Source organism: Rhodococcus chondri (assembly GCF_036327435.1).
Lineage (GTDB): Bacteria > Actinomycetota > Actinomycetes > Mycobacteriales > Mycobacteriaceae > Rhodococcus > Rhodococcus chondri.
Genome location: NZ_JAUZMZ010000052.1, coordinates 1 through 13,455 on the forward strand (window position 1 = coordinate 1; position 13,455 = coordinate 13,455).

Annotated in this window: 18 protein-coding genes, 1 tRNA gene and 1 riboswitch; of the genes, 9 read left to right on the top strand and 10 right to left on the bottom strand. The window is 67.2% G+C overall.

All coding sequences use genetic code 11. The features are described 5' to 3' along the window. The 3 genes from Q8814_RS11230 to Q8814_RS11240 form a co-directional block, all read right to left on the bottom strand. On the bottom strand, window positions 1-494 hold a 494-nt coding region (locus tag Q8814_RS11230; RefSeq protein WP_330152096.1), incomplete at its 3' end, for a CocE/NonD family hydrolase. A 77-nt stretch (window positions 495-571) separates the two neighbouring features. Continuing rightward, window positions 572-1,825 (bottom strand): phosphoribosylamine--glycine ligase, encoded by a 1,254-nt coding sequence (gene purD / locus Q8814_RS11235; protein WP_330152097.1) that lies wholly within the window; start codon window positions 1,823-1,825, stop codon window positions 572-574. 10 nt (window positions 1,826-1,835) lie between these two features. Then, a complete protein-coding gene (locus tag Q8814_RS11240; RefSeq protein ID WP_330152098.1) occupies window positions 1,836-2,501 on the bottom strand; it encodes a nucleoside/nucleotide kinase family protein in 666 nt (221 codons plus the stop codon). A 46-nt stretch (window positions 2,502-2,547) separates the two neighbouring features. Here Q8814_RS11240 and Q8814_RS11245 point away from each other — a divergent pair, with 46 nt between their 5' ends. Then, a complete protein-coding gene (locus tag Q8814_RS11245) occupies window positions 2,548-2,973 on the top strand; it encodes an HIT family protein (RefSeq protein ID WP_330152099.1) in 426 nt (141 codons plus the stop codon). Here Q8814_RS11245 and Q8814_RS11250 read toward each other — a convergent pair. Further along, the gene (locus tag Q8814_RS11250) at window positions 2,949-4,052 is read right to left on the bottom strand and encodes an alpha/beta hydrolase (protein WP_330152100.1); all 1,104 of its coding nucleotides are present in this window, start codon (window positions 4,050-4,052) and stop codon (window positions 2,949-2,951) included. The genes Q8814_RS11245 and Q8814_RS11250 overlap by 25 nt on opposite strands. 116 nt (window positions 4,053-4,168) lie before the next feature. Here Q8814_RS11250 and Q8814_RS11255 point away from each other — a divergent pair, with 116 nt between their 5' ends. The 3 genes from Q8814_RS11255 to Q8814_RS11265 all read left to right on the top strand — a co-directional run bounded on the left by Q8814_RS11255 (window position 4,169) and on the right by Q8814_RS11265 (window position 5,751). Further along, window positions 4,169-4,375 (top strand): hypothetical protein, encoded by a 207-nt coding sequence (locus Q8814_RS11255; RefSeq protein ID WP_330152101.1) that lies wholly within the window; start codon window positions 4,169-4,171, stop codon window positions 4,373-4,375. 71 nt (window positions 4,376-4,446) lie between these two features. After that, a riboswitch (guanidine-III (ykkC-III) riboswitch) is annotated at window positions 4,447-4,512 on the top strand. A gap of 12 nt (window positions 4,513-4,524) precedes the next feature. Further along, on the top strand, window positions 4,525-4,839 hold the full coding sequence (locus Q8814_RS11260) for a DMT family transporter (protein WP_330152102.1): 315 nt from the start codon (window positions 4,525-4,527) through the stop codon (window positions 4,837-4,839). 54 nt (window positions 4,840-4,893) lie between these two features. Further along, the gene (locus Q8814_RS11265) at window positions 4,894-5,751 is read left to right on the top strand and encodes an ABC transporter (RefSeq protein WP_330152103.1); all 858 of its coding nucleotides are present in this window, start codon (window positions 4,894-4,896) and stop codon (window positions 5,749-5,751) included. 7 nt (window positions 5,752-5,758) lie between these two features. Here Q8814_RS11265 and Q8814_RS11270 read toward each other — a convergent pair whose 3' ends face one another. Both Q8814_RS11270 and Q8814_RS11275 read right to left on the bottom strand, forming a co-directional pair. Further along, on the bottom strand, window positions 5,759-6,643 hold the full coding sequence (locus Q8814_RS11270; protein WP_330152104.1) for a ribokinase: 885 nt from the start codon (window positions 6,641-6,643) through the stop codon (window positions 5,759-5,761). A 33-nt stretch (window positions 6,644-6,676) separates the two neighbouring features. Continuing rightward, on the bottom strand, window positions 6,677-7,330 hold the full coding sequence (locus Q8814_RS11275; RefSeq protein WP_330152105.1) for a TetR/AcrR family transcriptional regulator: 654 nt from the start codon (window positions 7,328-7,330) through the stop codon (window positions 6,677-6,679). A 164-nt stretch (window positions 7,331-7,494) separates the two neighbouring features. Between Q8814_RS11275 and Q8814_RS11280 the strand changes: the two genes are divergently transcribed. Both Q8814_RS11280 and Q8814_RS11285 read left to right on the top strand, forming a co-directional pair. Then, complete coding sequence (locus tag Q8814_RS11280) at window positions 7,495-7,968, top strand: general stress protein (RefSeq protein WP_330152106.1); 474 nt, start codon at window positions 7,495-7,497, stop codon at window positions 7,966-7,968. Between the two features lie 101 nt (window positions 7,969-8,069). After that, a complete protein-coding gene (locus Q8814_RS11285) occupies window positions 8,070-8,306 on the top strand; it encodes a hypothetical protein (RefSeq protein ID WP_330152107.1) in 237 nt (78 codons plus the stop codon). A 15-nt stretch (window positions 8,307-8,321) separates the two neighbouring features. On the opposite strand, the gene Q8814_RS11290 is transcribed toward Q8814_RS11285, so the two are convergent. Then, window positions 8,322-8,459: a hypothetical protein gene (locus tag Q8814_RS11290; protein WP_330152108.1), complete on the bottom strand. Its 138-nt coding sequence runs from the start codon at window positions 8,457-8,459 to the stop codon at window positions 8,322-8,324. Window positions 8,460-8,532: 73 nt separating this feature from the next. Continuing rightward, a tRNA-Thr gene (locus tag Q8814_RS11295) sits at window positions 8,533-8,607 on the bottom strand. Between the two features lie 121 nt (window positions 8,608-8,728). On the opposite strand from Q8814_RS11295, the gene Q8814_RS11300 reads away from it, so the two are divergent. Next, window positions 8,729-10,378 carry a threonine/serine exporter family protein gene (locus Q8814_RS11300; protein ID WP_330152109.1) on the top strand — a complete coding sequence of 550 codons (1,650 nt, stop codon included), beginning with the start codon at window positions 8,729-8,731 and terminating at the stop codon, window positions 10,376-10,378. Between the two features lie 4 nt (window positions 10,379-10,382). Here the strand turns inward: Q8814_RS11300 and Q8814_RS11305 are convergent, their stop codons facing one another. Together Q8814_RS11305 and Q8814_RS11310 are read right to left on the bottom strand one after the other, a co-directional pair. After that, the gene (locus tag Q8814_RS11305; protein ID WP_330152110.1) at window positions 10,383-10,622 is read right to left on the bottom strand and encodes an MbtH family protein; all 240 of its coding nucleotides are present in this window, start codon (window positions 10,620-10,622) and stop codon (window positions 10,383-10,385) included. Between the two features lie 111 nt (window positions 10,623-10,733). Continuing rightward, on the bottom strand, window positions 10,734-11,534 hold the full coding sequence (locus tag Q8814_RS11310; RefSeq protein ID WP_330152111.1) for an alpha/beta fold hydrolase: 801 nt from the start codon (window positions 11,532-11,534) through the stop codon (window positions 10,734-10,736). A 192-nt stretch (window positions 11,535-11,726) separates the two neighbouring features. Here Q8814_RS11310 and Q8814_RS11315 point away from each other — a divergent pair, with 192 nt between their 5' ends. Continuing rightward, the gene (locus Q8814_RS11315) at window positions 11,727-11,897 is read left to right on the top strand and encodes a hypothetical protein (protein ID WP_330152112.1); all 171 of its coding nucleotides are present in this window, start codon (window positions 11,727-11,729) and stop codon (window positions 11,895-11,897) included. Between the two features lie 42 nt (window positions 11,898-11,939). Beyond that, a complete protein-coding gene (locus tag Q8814_RS11320) occupies window positions 11,940-13,445 on the top strand; it encodes an alpha,alpha-trehalose-phosphate synthase (UDP-forming) (RefSeq protein ID WP_408015883.1) in 1,506 nt (501 codons plus the stop codon). The last annotated feature ends 10 nt before the right edge of the window (window positions 13,446-13,455 follow it).

Here is a 13,455-nt window from a genome sequence, read left to right on the forward strand (position 1 = left end):
CACTCGATCTCGTCGGCCGCGGCGGCGGCGGCGCGGCCGAGCAGCAGTCGCGGGCGTCCACCGCTGGCGAAGCAGCCACGCAGGTCGGCGACCACCACGACGTAGCCGCGCGGCACCCAGTACGCGGGGTCCGGTCCCTCGAACGGTGTGCAGTCGCTGAGCTCGAGGGCGCCGACGAAATTACCGGATTCGGCCAGAGCGCCGAAATCCACCGGATACCGGTCGACGGATGCGTCCTTGCCGTACGGGGTGACGCTCACCAGCACCGGATGACGGGTGTCCGAGGTATCGACGGCGGCGCGACCGGCAGGAGTGCGACCGCTCGTGGGGAGGCCACCCGGCCGGTACACGTTTGCGCGCAGTGTGGTCCCGTCCGCGGTGCGGATCGGTACGTCCCGCTCGACGACGATGTCGTCCGGCAATGGGTAACGGGTGATGCTGTGGTGACGCAGCGGAGTGGGATCCTGCGCCGGTTCTCGCTTCCACGAAACCATGTTTCCACCTCTGGCCCTTCGGAAGATGCAGAGAGTGTGCAACATACATCCGGTAGGTGGCAAGGTTTATGTTGACGCTACAACGTGATGCGTCCTTCGACCGCCGCGAGACCGATGTCGCTGCGGTAGTGCCCACCCGGAAGTTTGATCGCACCGAGCGCGGCATACGCGTCCGCACGCGCCGCGGCGAGATCGTCGCCCACACCGATGACGCTCAGCACCCGGCCACCGGCCGATACGACCGCGCCGTCCTCGCGGAGCTTCGTTCCGGCGTGGAGCACCTTGTCGCCGTCGGCTCCCGTGATGACATCGCCGATACGGGGACTGGCCGGGTAGTACTCGGCGGCGAGGACCACGGTCACCGCGGCACCGTCGCGCCACTGCAGCGGCGGCAGCTGTGCGAGCGTGCCGGTCGCGACGGCGGACAGCACCTCTCCGAGCGGAGATTCGAGCAGTGCCAGAACCGCCTGCGTCTCGGGATCCCCGAAGCGGCAATTGAATTCGACGACGGCGGGACCATCGGATCCCATCGCGAGACCCGCGTAGAGCAGGCCGGAGAAACCGCATCCGCGGCGCACGAGTTCAGCGGCCACAGGTTCGACCACCTCCCCGACGATGCGCTCGACGCTGCCCTCGGGCAGCCACGGCAACGGCGTGTAGGCGCCCATCCCGCCGGTGTTGGGACCGGTGTCACCGTCGCCGACCCGCTTGTGATCCTGCGCCGGCAGCAACGGCACCACGGTCTCGCCGTCGACGAGACAGAACAGCGACACCTCCGGGCCGTCCAGGAACGACTCGAGGAGCACGGGATGGCCGTTCTCGATGATCTCGGCGGCGTGGTCGCGTGCCGCGTCGCGGTCGGTGGTGACCACGACCCCCTTGCCCGCGGCGAGCCCGTCGTCCTTGACCACCCAGGTCGGGCCGAACCGGTCGAGTGCATCGTCGATCCCGGCCGGGCTGTCGACGACCTCGCTGTGTGCGGTGCGGACACCCGCGGACGCCATCACATCCTTGGCGAACGCCTTCGACCCTTCGATGCGCGCCGCGTCGGCCGACGGGCCGAAGCACGCGATGCCGGCGGCGCGCACCGCGTCGGCGACGCCGAGCACGAGCGGCACCTCGGGGCCGATCACGACGAGATCGGCCTCCTGCTCCTGCGCCAGCGCGACGACCTGTTCGGCCGAGGCCGCGTCGACCGGAAACTGCTCGGCGACTCTCCCGATCCCGGCATTGCCCGGAGCCGCGAGCACGGCCGTCACTCCGGGATCGCGGGACAGAGCCACGACGAGGGCATGTTCACGGGCACCGGAGCCGATAACGAGTACGCGCACGCACGACAGACTACGGGACCGGTCGCCACACCAGATCGGCGCGGCAGCGGGTCCGGGCAACCGTTGCGGCGTTCGGGAGGTCGACCTCGCGCACCCAGTCCCGGGCCTGCGCATCGGCACGACCGGTCGCGCGGTGCCGGTGGATCAGGCGTGGCCGGAGGGTCGTGTCGGGGACATCGAGATAGATCGCCAGATCGATCAGCGGGCGAAGGCGCTCCCATCCGCCCGTGTCGAGAAGCAGATAGTTGCCTTCGGTGACGACGACCCGGGTGTGCGGCTCGATCGCATGTACGGCGGCGATCGGTTCGTCGAGCGGACGGGAGAAGTCGGGAACGTAGATCGTCTCGTCGAGTTCGGTGCGCACGCGCTGGAGCAGTCTGTGGAACCCGGCGACGTCGAAGGTTTCCGGAGCGCCTTTTCGGGAGCGGGTTCCATGCGCATCCAGTTGGCGGTTGGAGAGGTGGAATCCATCCATCGGTACCTGTCCGGCAGCGATACCCGCCCGGGCGAGGGCCGACACCAGCTCCCCTGCGGCGCGGCTCTTGCCCGCCCCCGGCGGACCGCACAGGCCGACGACGATGCGCCGGTCGTCCGGCAGCTCGGCCAGGACGTGGCTCACCAGTTCGCCCACGAGCGTGCGCAGTGTGCCACTGCGCGGCGGTCCGGCCCCGTTCATGAGCGAGACGATACGGCCGGGCTCCGCTCCGCCTATCCTGCCCGGTATGGCATCCGTGTTCAGCAAGATCATTTCGGGCGAGTTCCCCGGCCGCTTCGTGTGGCAGGACGACGACGTCGTCTCGTTCCTCACCATCAACCCCTTCACCGAGGGGCACGTGCTGGTCGTCCCTCGGCAGGAGGTGGATCACTGGCAGAACATCGACGACGACCTGTGGGCGAAAGTCAACGGTGTCGCCCGGATTCTGGGACGCGCCGTGTGTGCCGCCTACGACGCGCCGCGCGCGGGCCTCATGATCGCCGGCCTCGAAGTGCCACACCTGCATCTGCACGTGTTCCCCGCGTATTCGCTCGGAGACTTCGACTTCGCCTCGGCGGAGAAGAACCCGTCGCCCGAATCCCTCGACCGGGCACAGGACAATATCCGGGCGGCGCTGCGCGAGCTGGGCTACAGCGACAACGTTCCCGGCTGAACGACCGCATCGTCGCTCTCGACCTCGCCGGGTCGGTCTCCCATCGGGTCGGCGAGGAACACCGCCAGCTCGGCCCACGACGTGGCAGGAGCGAGCGGGCCGGTGAGCAACCCCAGGTGGCTGCCCGGCACCCGCACGAACCGCACCCTCGGCGCATTCGTCAGCACCGAGGTGACGGGTTCGGCCGCGGCAATGGGGGCAAGTACGTCGTCGGTTCCGCCGAACGCGAGCACCGGCACGGTGACCCGGGACAGGTCGACGACCCGCCCGTCGAGGTGAAGCCTGCCCGTGGGCAGTTCGTTGGCGATGGTCAACCGCATCGCCAGCTGCTCGAATGCCCGGCCCGCATAACCGCAGATGTCGTCCTGGAAGCGATCGACGAGTTCCATCCGGGCGAGCTTGTCGGAGTCGGCGAGATTGCGGGCGATGAACCAGGGCCGGGTCAGCTCCCGCTCGAGCGCGGTGATCCGGTAGGCGAGCCGCACGGCAGGTGCCGGGATACTGCCGAACAGCGCGGTGGCGGCACCGATGACGGGTTCGGCGAGAAACTTGCCGGCCAGACGCGGCACAGCCATCAACGGGATCTTCGAGTAGTCGATGGGGCTGCCGAATACGGCCATGGACCTCAGCGGCAGCTCTGGATGGGCGGCGGCGCTGAGCAGGGACAGCGTTCCGGCGATACTCCAGGCGACGACGTCGACGTCCCGGTTACCGCACAGCTCCGACACGCGCTCGATCGCTTCGGGCAGCACATCGTCGATCCAGTACTCGAGGCCGAGATCGCGGTCCTGCGCGGTCATCTCGCCGTACTCGATCAGGAAGACGCTGCGGCCGAGACCGAGCAGGTACCGCACGAGACTCTGGTCGGGCATCAGGTCGAAACAGCTCGACGACGCGGCGAGCGGCGTCACCAGCAGCACGGGGGCGCCGGCGTCGTTCGGGCCGAACCGGCGCAGGGTGCGGTGGGGGCCGTCGCCGACGACGACGGACGGTGTCCGGTGCGGGGGTGCAATGCCGTCGGCAACGAACAGCGACCACGCGTTGCGCGCCGCCTGCGACACGATGTCGGTGATCCCCATTGCGCTACCCCTTTTCCGGCTTTTCGGACAGTCGTTTCGTCCACGAAAGATAATAGGCAGGACACGCAGGGGGCACCCTCGGTGACTCTGTCCGCGCCCGGTGCTATCAAGAAGTCATGACGTGCACCGCCTGCAAGGACGATCTCGACCACTGCCACGGGACGTTGGTCCTGCATACGATCGTGAATATCGAATGCACCGACCCCGACTGCACCGACCTCGCGCTCGTGCGGCACTCGCTCGTCGTCGACTGCTCGGACATCGTCGGCGGATGCATCTGCAGCGTCACCACAGAGGTGGCAGGCGTGCTGCGCGCTTCCTGACTGCGCGCTTCCTGACTGCGCGCCGCGGCACCGGATTTGCCCGCGGTGCCGAATCTCCATAGCCTTCGTGAACGGTGGCCACGGTCGGCCCACCCGGACGAGCGCACCGTACCCGGCCAGCGACAAGACGGTGCAGGAGCGTTGTCGTCATGGCCTGGATCGTTCTCGTCCTTTCCGGTGTGCTCGAAGCCGTATGGGCCACGGCCCTGGGGCGATCCGACGGATTCACCCGCCTTGCCCCCACCCTCGTCTTCGGTGTCGCCCTGATAGCGAGCATGGCCGGTCTGGCCTACGCGATGCGCACGCTGCCGATCGGCACGTCGTACGCCGTATGGGTGGGTATCGGAGCGGCGCTGACCGTGGGTTACGCCATGCTGACCGGAACCGAGGCCGCGTCGATCGCGAAAATCCTGCTCATCGCCGGCATCGTCGTGTGCGTCGTGGGGTTGAAAGTGCTGCACTGACTTCCTGCAAACTCTGCCCTGCCTGCGGCGTGTGCTTGCCGTTACAGTGGGGCCATGAATCTGGGGTCCGTGCTTGCCCTGCCGCTGCGAGTCGGCCTGACAGCGGCCGACTCCGCACTCGGAGTCGCCGAAACGGTCATCGGCACCGTGCGTCTCGCAGTGTCCCCGTCGACATATTCGACGCTGGGCGCCGTGGGCCTGCCCGATACCCGTGGATCTGTCGGACTGCTGCAGCAGGTGTCGCAGCTCGTCTCCGAAGACCGCGGACTCGGCCAGGCGATGCGACCGGGCGGTCCGCTGGACCGATTGCTCGCGCCCGACGGGCCGGTCGATCGGCTCACCGTGCCCGGCGGTCTCCTCGACAGACTCTTGGAACCGGGGGGTGCACTGGATCGGCTCACCGCGCCGGGTGGGCCTCTCGACCGGGTCCTCGCCGACGACGGCGCACTCGACCGCTTGCTGTCGCAGGGCGGGCTTCTCGACCGCCTCACCGCGCACAACGGTCCGCTCGAACGACTGCTCGCGCAGGACGGCGCCATCGAGCGCCTCACTGCTCCGGGTGGGCTGGTCGACACCGCGATCAGGCCGGGCGGCATCGTCGAGCGCGCGTTCGCCGAGAACGGTGTCCTGGAAGTGCTGCTGTCCGAGCGGGGTGCCCTCGAGCGGCTCCTCGCCGAAGGCGGCCCACTCGATCAGATCGTGTCGCTGGCCGAAATCCTCACCAGCCTGACCCCCGGCATCATCCGGATGAACGAGAGCATCAACACGCTGCAGGAAACCGTGGAACTGCTCCGGGGCGCGGTGGGGCCACTCGGCGACCTCGCGGGCAAACTACCCGGCCGGTGGCTGCGCAGCGGCACCAACAGCGGCACCAGCAGCGGCGCCAAGGGCGAGCTCCCGCCGCCGATATAGCGGGCGTTCAGCGCTCCGAGCGCGGTTTCGAGACGAATTCCGCCGCGTCCGACGCCGCCCGCCTTGCCGCCGTGAACAGATCCTCGCCGGCACCGAGCAGTGCCGCGAGCGTACCGGCGAAGTGATCGCCCGCCCCCGTGGTGTCCGCCACCGTGACGTGCGGGACCGGGATGTACTCGACAGCGTCCTGCGTCCCGACCACGACATCGTCGCCTCCCCGCGTCACCACGACGGTGGTCGCGAGCTCGAGCAGGCGAGCGACGACGGATTCGATCTCGGTATCCGGCGCTCCCCCGCAATTGGCGGCCTCCGCGTAGTAGGCCGCTTCGAGTTCGTTGACGACGAGCGGATCGGCCGCGCCCAGGATCAGGTCGTCGACGGGTGCGACCGGGCTCGGATTGAGAACGAACCTGCGGTGGTGTTCGGTCGCCCATGCGGCTGCCGCCCGGGTGACGGCCGCGGGGAGTTCGAGTTGGGTGAGCACCACGGACGGATCGAGTTCGTCGAGCGCGGCGGTGACCTGCTGCACGTCGAGCATCGAGTTCGCTTGGGGGACCACGATGATCCGGTTCTGCCCATCCCGCGAGACGACGACGATCGCGCGACCGGTCGGCACGTTTGCCGTGTAGAGGAACCTGGTATCCACTCCCCCGGCCCGCTGGGCGTCTCGAACCACGTCGGCGGCATGGTCGTTGCCGACCGCGCCGACGATCGCCGTACGTGCGAGACGCGCCGCGCCGATGGCCTGGTTTGCTCCCTTGCCGCCCGGATGGGTCGAAATGCGCCTTCCCAGAACGGTTTCTCCCTCTTCTGGGGCGCGGGCGACCTCTGCCGTCAAATCCAGGTTCAACGACCCGACCACTGCCACCGAACAGTCCTGAGCATCGCCCACCCTCCCGAGCCTACGGGCGTGACTGCATGGTCGCTATGCGGGAACCGGTCCCGGCGCCGGGCCGGACGGCGGGCCCACCGAGTCCGGTTCGAGCTCCGGGCACATTATGTGTACGACTTCGTCGGCCCACGTCGCGTCCACCTTGCCGTGCCGCAGATACGCGCCGAGGTACGACCCGACCAGCATGGACACCGCGGTGTCGATGTCGAGATCCTCGCGAACCGCTCCGCTCTCGACCGCCGCGCGCAGGACGTCGCCGACGACCTTGCTTCGCGCGTTGATGATCTCCCGGAAAGACTCGGTGAAGTCGGGGTCCTGGTCGGTCAGGATTGCGCTGACACTGCCCATGCCCATGTCGCTCGCGAGCGCGGCGCGAATCAACTCGAGGGTCCACTTGACCCGGTCGTAGACGCACAGACCGTCGGGCACACACGGTTCGACGACTTGCGAGTGCAACGCCGCCTCGAGCAACTCGTCGCGGTTCGCGTAGCGCCGGTAGATCGTCGTCTTGGCTACGCCGGACAGGGCAGCGACGGCCTCCACGGTCACTCTCCGCGGCCCGTGGGCCCGCAGCAACTCCAGCACCGCCGTCAAGATCCGGCCTTCGGTTCCGGCGCGCGTCCTGGACGGCCGCCGCGGCGACACGGACGCGGATTCCGCGGAGCCCGCCTCGGCATCGACCACCATTTCAGTTCCTCCCTAGGGCGAGTATGCCGCGCGAGACCGACGCAAGACCAACGAGTCTCTCGAAAACACCACCCGATTCAAAACGCTACGAAACGATACGCTACGCTAGTCGTATCGTTTGCATCCATAGAGTACGCCATATCAGCCACATAAGAGGAGGACGTATGACGGAGATCTACGCACCCACCCCCGGATCCACCACCGATCCGGAGGTTCTCCTCGAGAGCTATCGCACTTACGAAGCCGTCGAACACGCCATCGACCACCTGTCCGACGAAGGCTTCCCGGTCGAGTACCTGAGGGTGGTCGGCCAGGGAGTCACCACGGTCGAGCAGATCGAAGGCCGCATGACGACGGGCCGGTCCACCGCGAACGGCGCAGGCGCCGGCGCCTGGACGGGTCTTCTCTTCGGACTCATGCTCGGTCTGTTCCTGCCCATGGTCAGCATGGCCGCCGTGCTGCTCGCCGGCGCCGGATTCGGTGCGCTGTGGGGCGCCGCTCTCGGGTTCGTCGCCCACTACGGGACCGGCGGCCGCCGCGACTTCGTCTCACGCAAGAGCATCGAAGCCGCGCGCTACGACCTCATGGTCGACCGGGATTTCGCCGAGCAGGCCCATCAGAAGTTGTCGCTGCGGTGAGGGAAAGCTCCCGATGAACAATCCGCCCACGTTCGAAAGAACGTGGGCGGATTTCGTTCGCACCGCCGCCAACTCGGCATCCGGGTGGCATGATCGCGACTATGGCAGGCACACCGCGCGAATTCTCGGTGGGAACAGCAGTGGTCGTCCGCTCGACGACGTCGGGAAAGACCCCGGTCCCAGGGAAGATCGTTCAGGACTTCGGCAGCGCCCAGCAGGCGGTCGGAGACAACCTCGGCCGCGACTGGGCGCCGGTGCGCAGGTGGGCCGTAGAACTCGACGACGGCCGATTGGTCTTCGTCGATGACGACGCCCTGGAACTCAGGCAAGCGAAATAAACCCGAACCGGCGCATCAACCGGCCAGATCGTCGGGGCCGATCGGGTCGGCATCCCACTCTGCCACGCTGATCGCCGACCCTCTCCGAACTGCCGCGACAGCGGCCGCGAATGCTGCTATGAGCAATATCACGATGAGCACGGTGCGAGTCATAGCAGGACCTCAGCGGGCCTCTGATCCCGCATCATGCCGGGGATCAGAGGCCTATTCGTCCGAAAAATACTGCTGGAGCCCCCTGTCAGGATTGAACTGACGACCGCTCGCTTACAAGGCGAGTGCTCTACCACTGAGCTAAGGAGGCAGTCGAGCGTCGCCCATCATATAGCGCCTTGCGCGGAGCACGCGCACCCACCCGCGTTGGTTACGGTGGTTTCCATGCGAACGACCCCCGCCGCCAGTGCTCACGTCGCGGGAGGGGACCGGTGAGCTTTCTGACCGACACGTTGGACCGACTCCTCGGTAGCCGCCGCGCAACCATCGACGACGTAACCGCCGCTCCGGCGCCACTCCAGCCGATCGATCTGACGGACGATGCAGTGGTCGCCGAAGCGCTGGATGTCGCGGTGCGCGTCGGCGAGGTTCTGCTCGCATCGGGCACCGGTGCGATCGACACTGCCGAGCAGGTGCGATTCGTCGCCGCCACCTACGGCCTCGCCCGGTGCGACGTGGACGTCACCTACAACTCGATCGTTCTTTCCGCGTACCGAGGCCCGACGATGCCGCCGGCCAGCACCATGCGGGTGGTCCAGTACCGGTCGATGGACTTCACGCGACTGGCAGCGGTCGACAGACTCACCCGGCGGATCCGCCGCGATGCGATCTCTCCGTCGCAGGCGCACGAAGAGTTGCTCGAGCTCACCACCGCCCCACACCCCTACAACCGGTGGGTTGCGACGGTGGCGTGGTCGGGGATGGCCGCGGCCATCGCGGTACTGCTCGGCGGCGAGGCGGTCGTGGCCCTGATGGCGTTTGCATCGACGTTCATCATCGACCGCGTCAACCGCATCCTCAACACCGCCGGCCTGCCCTTCTTCTTCCAGCACCTGGTGGGCGGCATCATTGCCACCGCCCCGGCCATCACGTTGTACGGATTGCGCAATGTCATCGGTTACGAAGTCTCCCCCGGGCTGATCATCGCGGCCGGAGTGACCGTTCTGCTGTCCGGTTTGTCGCTTGTCGGTTCGGTGCAGGACGCGATCACCGGGGCACCGATCACGGCATCCGCACGGTTTTTCGAGTTGCTCATGATGACCGGCGGGATCATTGCCGGTGTCGCGACAACTCTCCGCATCGCGGGGGTCTTCGGCGCCGAACTGCCGCTGATCACGTACGACCCGCTGCCGGACCTGACCGAGCTGCCCACGAAGGTCGTTGCCGGCGCCGGTGCCGCGATGTTCTACGCACTGGCCTGTTATGCGGAGCGCAGGGCGCTGACGGTGGCCGCGCTCGGCGGTGCGGCAGGCAGCCTGGGCTACCAGCTCGCGCTCGGGCTGGGACTGGGGCCGATCATCTCGTCGGCGGTCGCGGCCACGGTGATCGGCTTCGCCGGTGGCCTGATGGCCCGCCGCGCGCTGACCCCTCCGCTCGTCGTGGCGGTTGCAGGTATCACTCCGCTGCTTCCCGGCCTGGCGCTGTACCGGGGTCTGTACGCGATGCTCCGCAACGAGATCGCGACGGGATTGACGGCGCTCTTCGCAGCGTTCGGTATCGGTTGTGCGTTGGCGGCGGGTGTCACCCTCGGCGAGTGGCTCGCTCGTAGCACTCGTCACCCGAGGAGCTTGCTGGGGGCGAGCGGTCTGCGTCGTCCGCAGATGCGGCGTATCGGGCCGTGGCAACGTGACGACGAGAGCACGAGTTCGACGGCTACGACGGGTCCGATACCGATCGTCACCGGCCCGCTACCGGCGGTCACCGGTCCGCTACCGACCGGCTCGATCTCCACCGGTCCGATCTCCACTACCGGCCCCATACCGCTCACGGGGCCGATCGCCACCGGAGCATCGACCGGCGAACGAAAAACGAGAGCCACGCTGCGCCTCCGTCGGAAGCAGCGTGACCCTCGTCGGATCTAGAAAGTCAGGCGTTGGCCTGGCGGGCCTTTTCGTCGGCTTCCATGGCATCGCGCAGGCTCTTGGGACGCATGTCGGTCCAGTTCTGCTCGACGTACTCGACGCACGCGGCACGCGACTCTTCGCCGAATACCACTCGCCAGCCCTGCGGGACTTCAGCGAAGGTCGGCCACAGCGAGTACTGCTCCTCGTCGTTCACGAGGACGTAGAAGCGGCCGTCTTCGTCGTCAAATGGATTCGTGCTCATCTCGCCTCACTTGTTGCGTAGGTGTGATGGTCCGGTATTCTACCAAGTTCGCCCATCCCGTCCCGACCGGCCGGTAGCTTACGCTCCCGCCGCTCGAGAATCGAGTCCCGGTCAGTCCGCCAGGAAGTTCAGCACCACCTTGTTCACCGCTTCGGGACGCTCGAGGTAGCCGTAGTGCCCGGCATCGGGGATCTCCTCGTAGCGGGCATTCGGGATCGCGGCTGCCAACTCGCGCGACAGGTACGCCGGGATCATCCGATCGTCGGCGAAACCGACGGCCAGGCAGGGCACCTTCACTTCGCGGTACGCTACACGCCGGTCGAACTCACGGTCCATACCGAGCTGTGCTCGCACGCCCGGCGACACCTTGCCACTGCTGAACTCGAATACGTCGAGCCAGTCGCGAGCGGTGTTCTGATCGACGAGCGACGCCGGCGACAGGTTCATCACTGCCGTTATCGCGGCACGGTACTTCGACGGCAGTTCGACACCGCTGTCGTACAACTGACGCTCACCCTCGGTGAGAGTCAGCTGGAACTGGTCCATCCGGGCATGGCCGGCGAGGAAGACGGCCTTGCGCACCAGAGCGGGACGGGTCAAGGCGAGTTCTTGAGCGACGCGCGAGCCCATCGACGTGCCCACCACATACGCCGGACCGCCGAGCAGTTCGATCAGCCCGGCGACGTCACGGACCATGTCTTCGATGGTGATGCCGGCAAGGCTCTCACCGGACGGCGCAATCCCCCGATTGTCGAACGTCGCGACCCGGTAGCCGGCCTTCACGAGCGCAGGCACCTGATGCAGATCCCACACGCGACCCGGACTGCCGGTACCCATGATCAGAACCACCAAGTCGCCGGTGCCCTTGACCTGGTAGTTCAGCGGGATGCCGTTGATCGTCGCAATGGGCATGAAGACCTTCCTCGATGAATGCCGAATAGAGCGCCGCTGCCGAAACGCGCGGCGCAACCCTGCTCCACCGTACCGCGGGCACCTCACCCCTGATCGATCCAGCATGTCGAGGGTGGCGGCGCGGTGTCCGATTCTCATAGAGTCGGACGAGAACGCCTGCTCACACCGAGCAGCGATGCTGGGAGGAACACCATGGCCGCGGAACCCACGACCGCGAACGACATCGTCGACGAAGACCTCGAGCCCGTCGCCGACGAAACCGCACGGCAGGCGCAACGCGTCGTCGCCGCCTACGCCGAAACTGCGGACGAATGCCGCATGCTGCTGTCGATGCTCGGCATCGGTCCCGCCGAGAAGCACTGACCGACCACTGACCGAGGATCCGGCCGAGAGAGGAAACACATAGTGACGACAGGCGAGGCGGGATCGACCGACGACTCCGACATTCTCACCGAATCGGATTTCGTGGTCGTGGCGAACCGCCTGCCCGTCGATCTCGAACGGCTACCGGACGGCACCACCCGCTGGAAACGCAGCCCGGGCGGCCTCGTCACCGCACTCGAACCGATCCTCCGCGCCAATCGGGGCGCGTGGGTCGGATGGGCAGGTGTCGCGGACGTCGAGATGGATCCGTTCGTCGAGGACGATCTCGTTCTGCATGCGGTGCCGCTGAGTGCGGACGAGATCGCCGACTACTACGAGGGCTTCTCCAACGCGGCACTGTGGCCGCTCTATCACGACGTCATCGTCCGCCCCGAGTACCAGCGCGAGTGGTGGAACGTCTACGTCGAGGTCAATCGCCGATTCGCCGAAGCCGCCGCCAAGGCGGCCGCCGAGGGCGCGACCGTGTGGATCCAGGACTACCAGCTGCAACTGGTTCCGAAGATGCTGCGGATGCTGCGCCCGGACCTGACCATCGGCTTCTTCCTGCACATCCCGTTCCCACCGGTCGAACTGTTCATGCAGATGCCGTGGCGAACCGAAATCGTCGAAGGCCTGCTCGGCGCCGACCTCATCGGGTTCCACCTGCCCGGCGGCGCCCAGAACTTCCTGTATCTCGCACGTCAGTTGCTCGGCCACCAGACGTCGCGGGGCAACGTCGGCGTGCGCTCCAAACTCGGTGTCGTGCAGGTCGGGTTCCGGACCGTGCGGGTGGGAGCGTTCCCCATCTCGATCGCGTCGGGCGAACTCGACGAACAGTCGCGCCGCAAGTCGATTCGCGACCGGGCCAAAGCGATACGCAAGGAACTCGGTAACCCGAAGAAGGTCGTTCTCGGTGTCGACCGGCTCGACTACACCAAGGGCATCGATGTACGTCTCGACGCTCTCCACGAACTCATTGCGGAAAAGCGCGTCGATCCGACCGACACGGTGATGGTCCAGCTCGCGACGCCGAGCCGCGAACGTGTCGACTCGTACGTGCACATGCGCGGCGAGATCGAGAAGATGGTCAGCCGCATCAACGGCGAATACGCGGAGGTCGGCCGTCCGGTCGTGCACTACATCCACCGGCCGGTGCCCCGCGAAGAACTCATCGCGTTCTTCGTGGCCGCCGATGTGATGCTGGTGACGCCGCTGCGCGACGGGATGAACCTCGTCGCCAAGGAGTACATCGCGTGCCGCAGCGACCTCGGGGGCGCACTTGTGCTCAGCGAGTTCACCGGTGCCGCAGCCGAACTGCGTCAGGCGTTCCTGTGCAACCCTCACGATCTCGAGAACGTGAAGGACAAGATGGAAGCCGCTCTGACCCAGCCTCGCGACGAGGGACGCCGGCGCATGCGCGCACTGCGGCGACAGGTGCTCACGCACGATGTCGACCGCTGGGCCCGCTCGTTCCTCGATGCCCTCTCGCACAGTGGGGCTGCCGGCCCCGCCCTGATCGCTCCCGAAGAGGCCAGCGAACCCGAATAGCGTTGGCGCG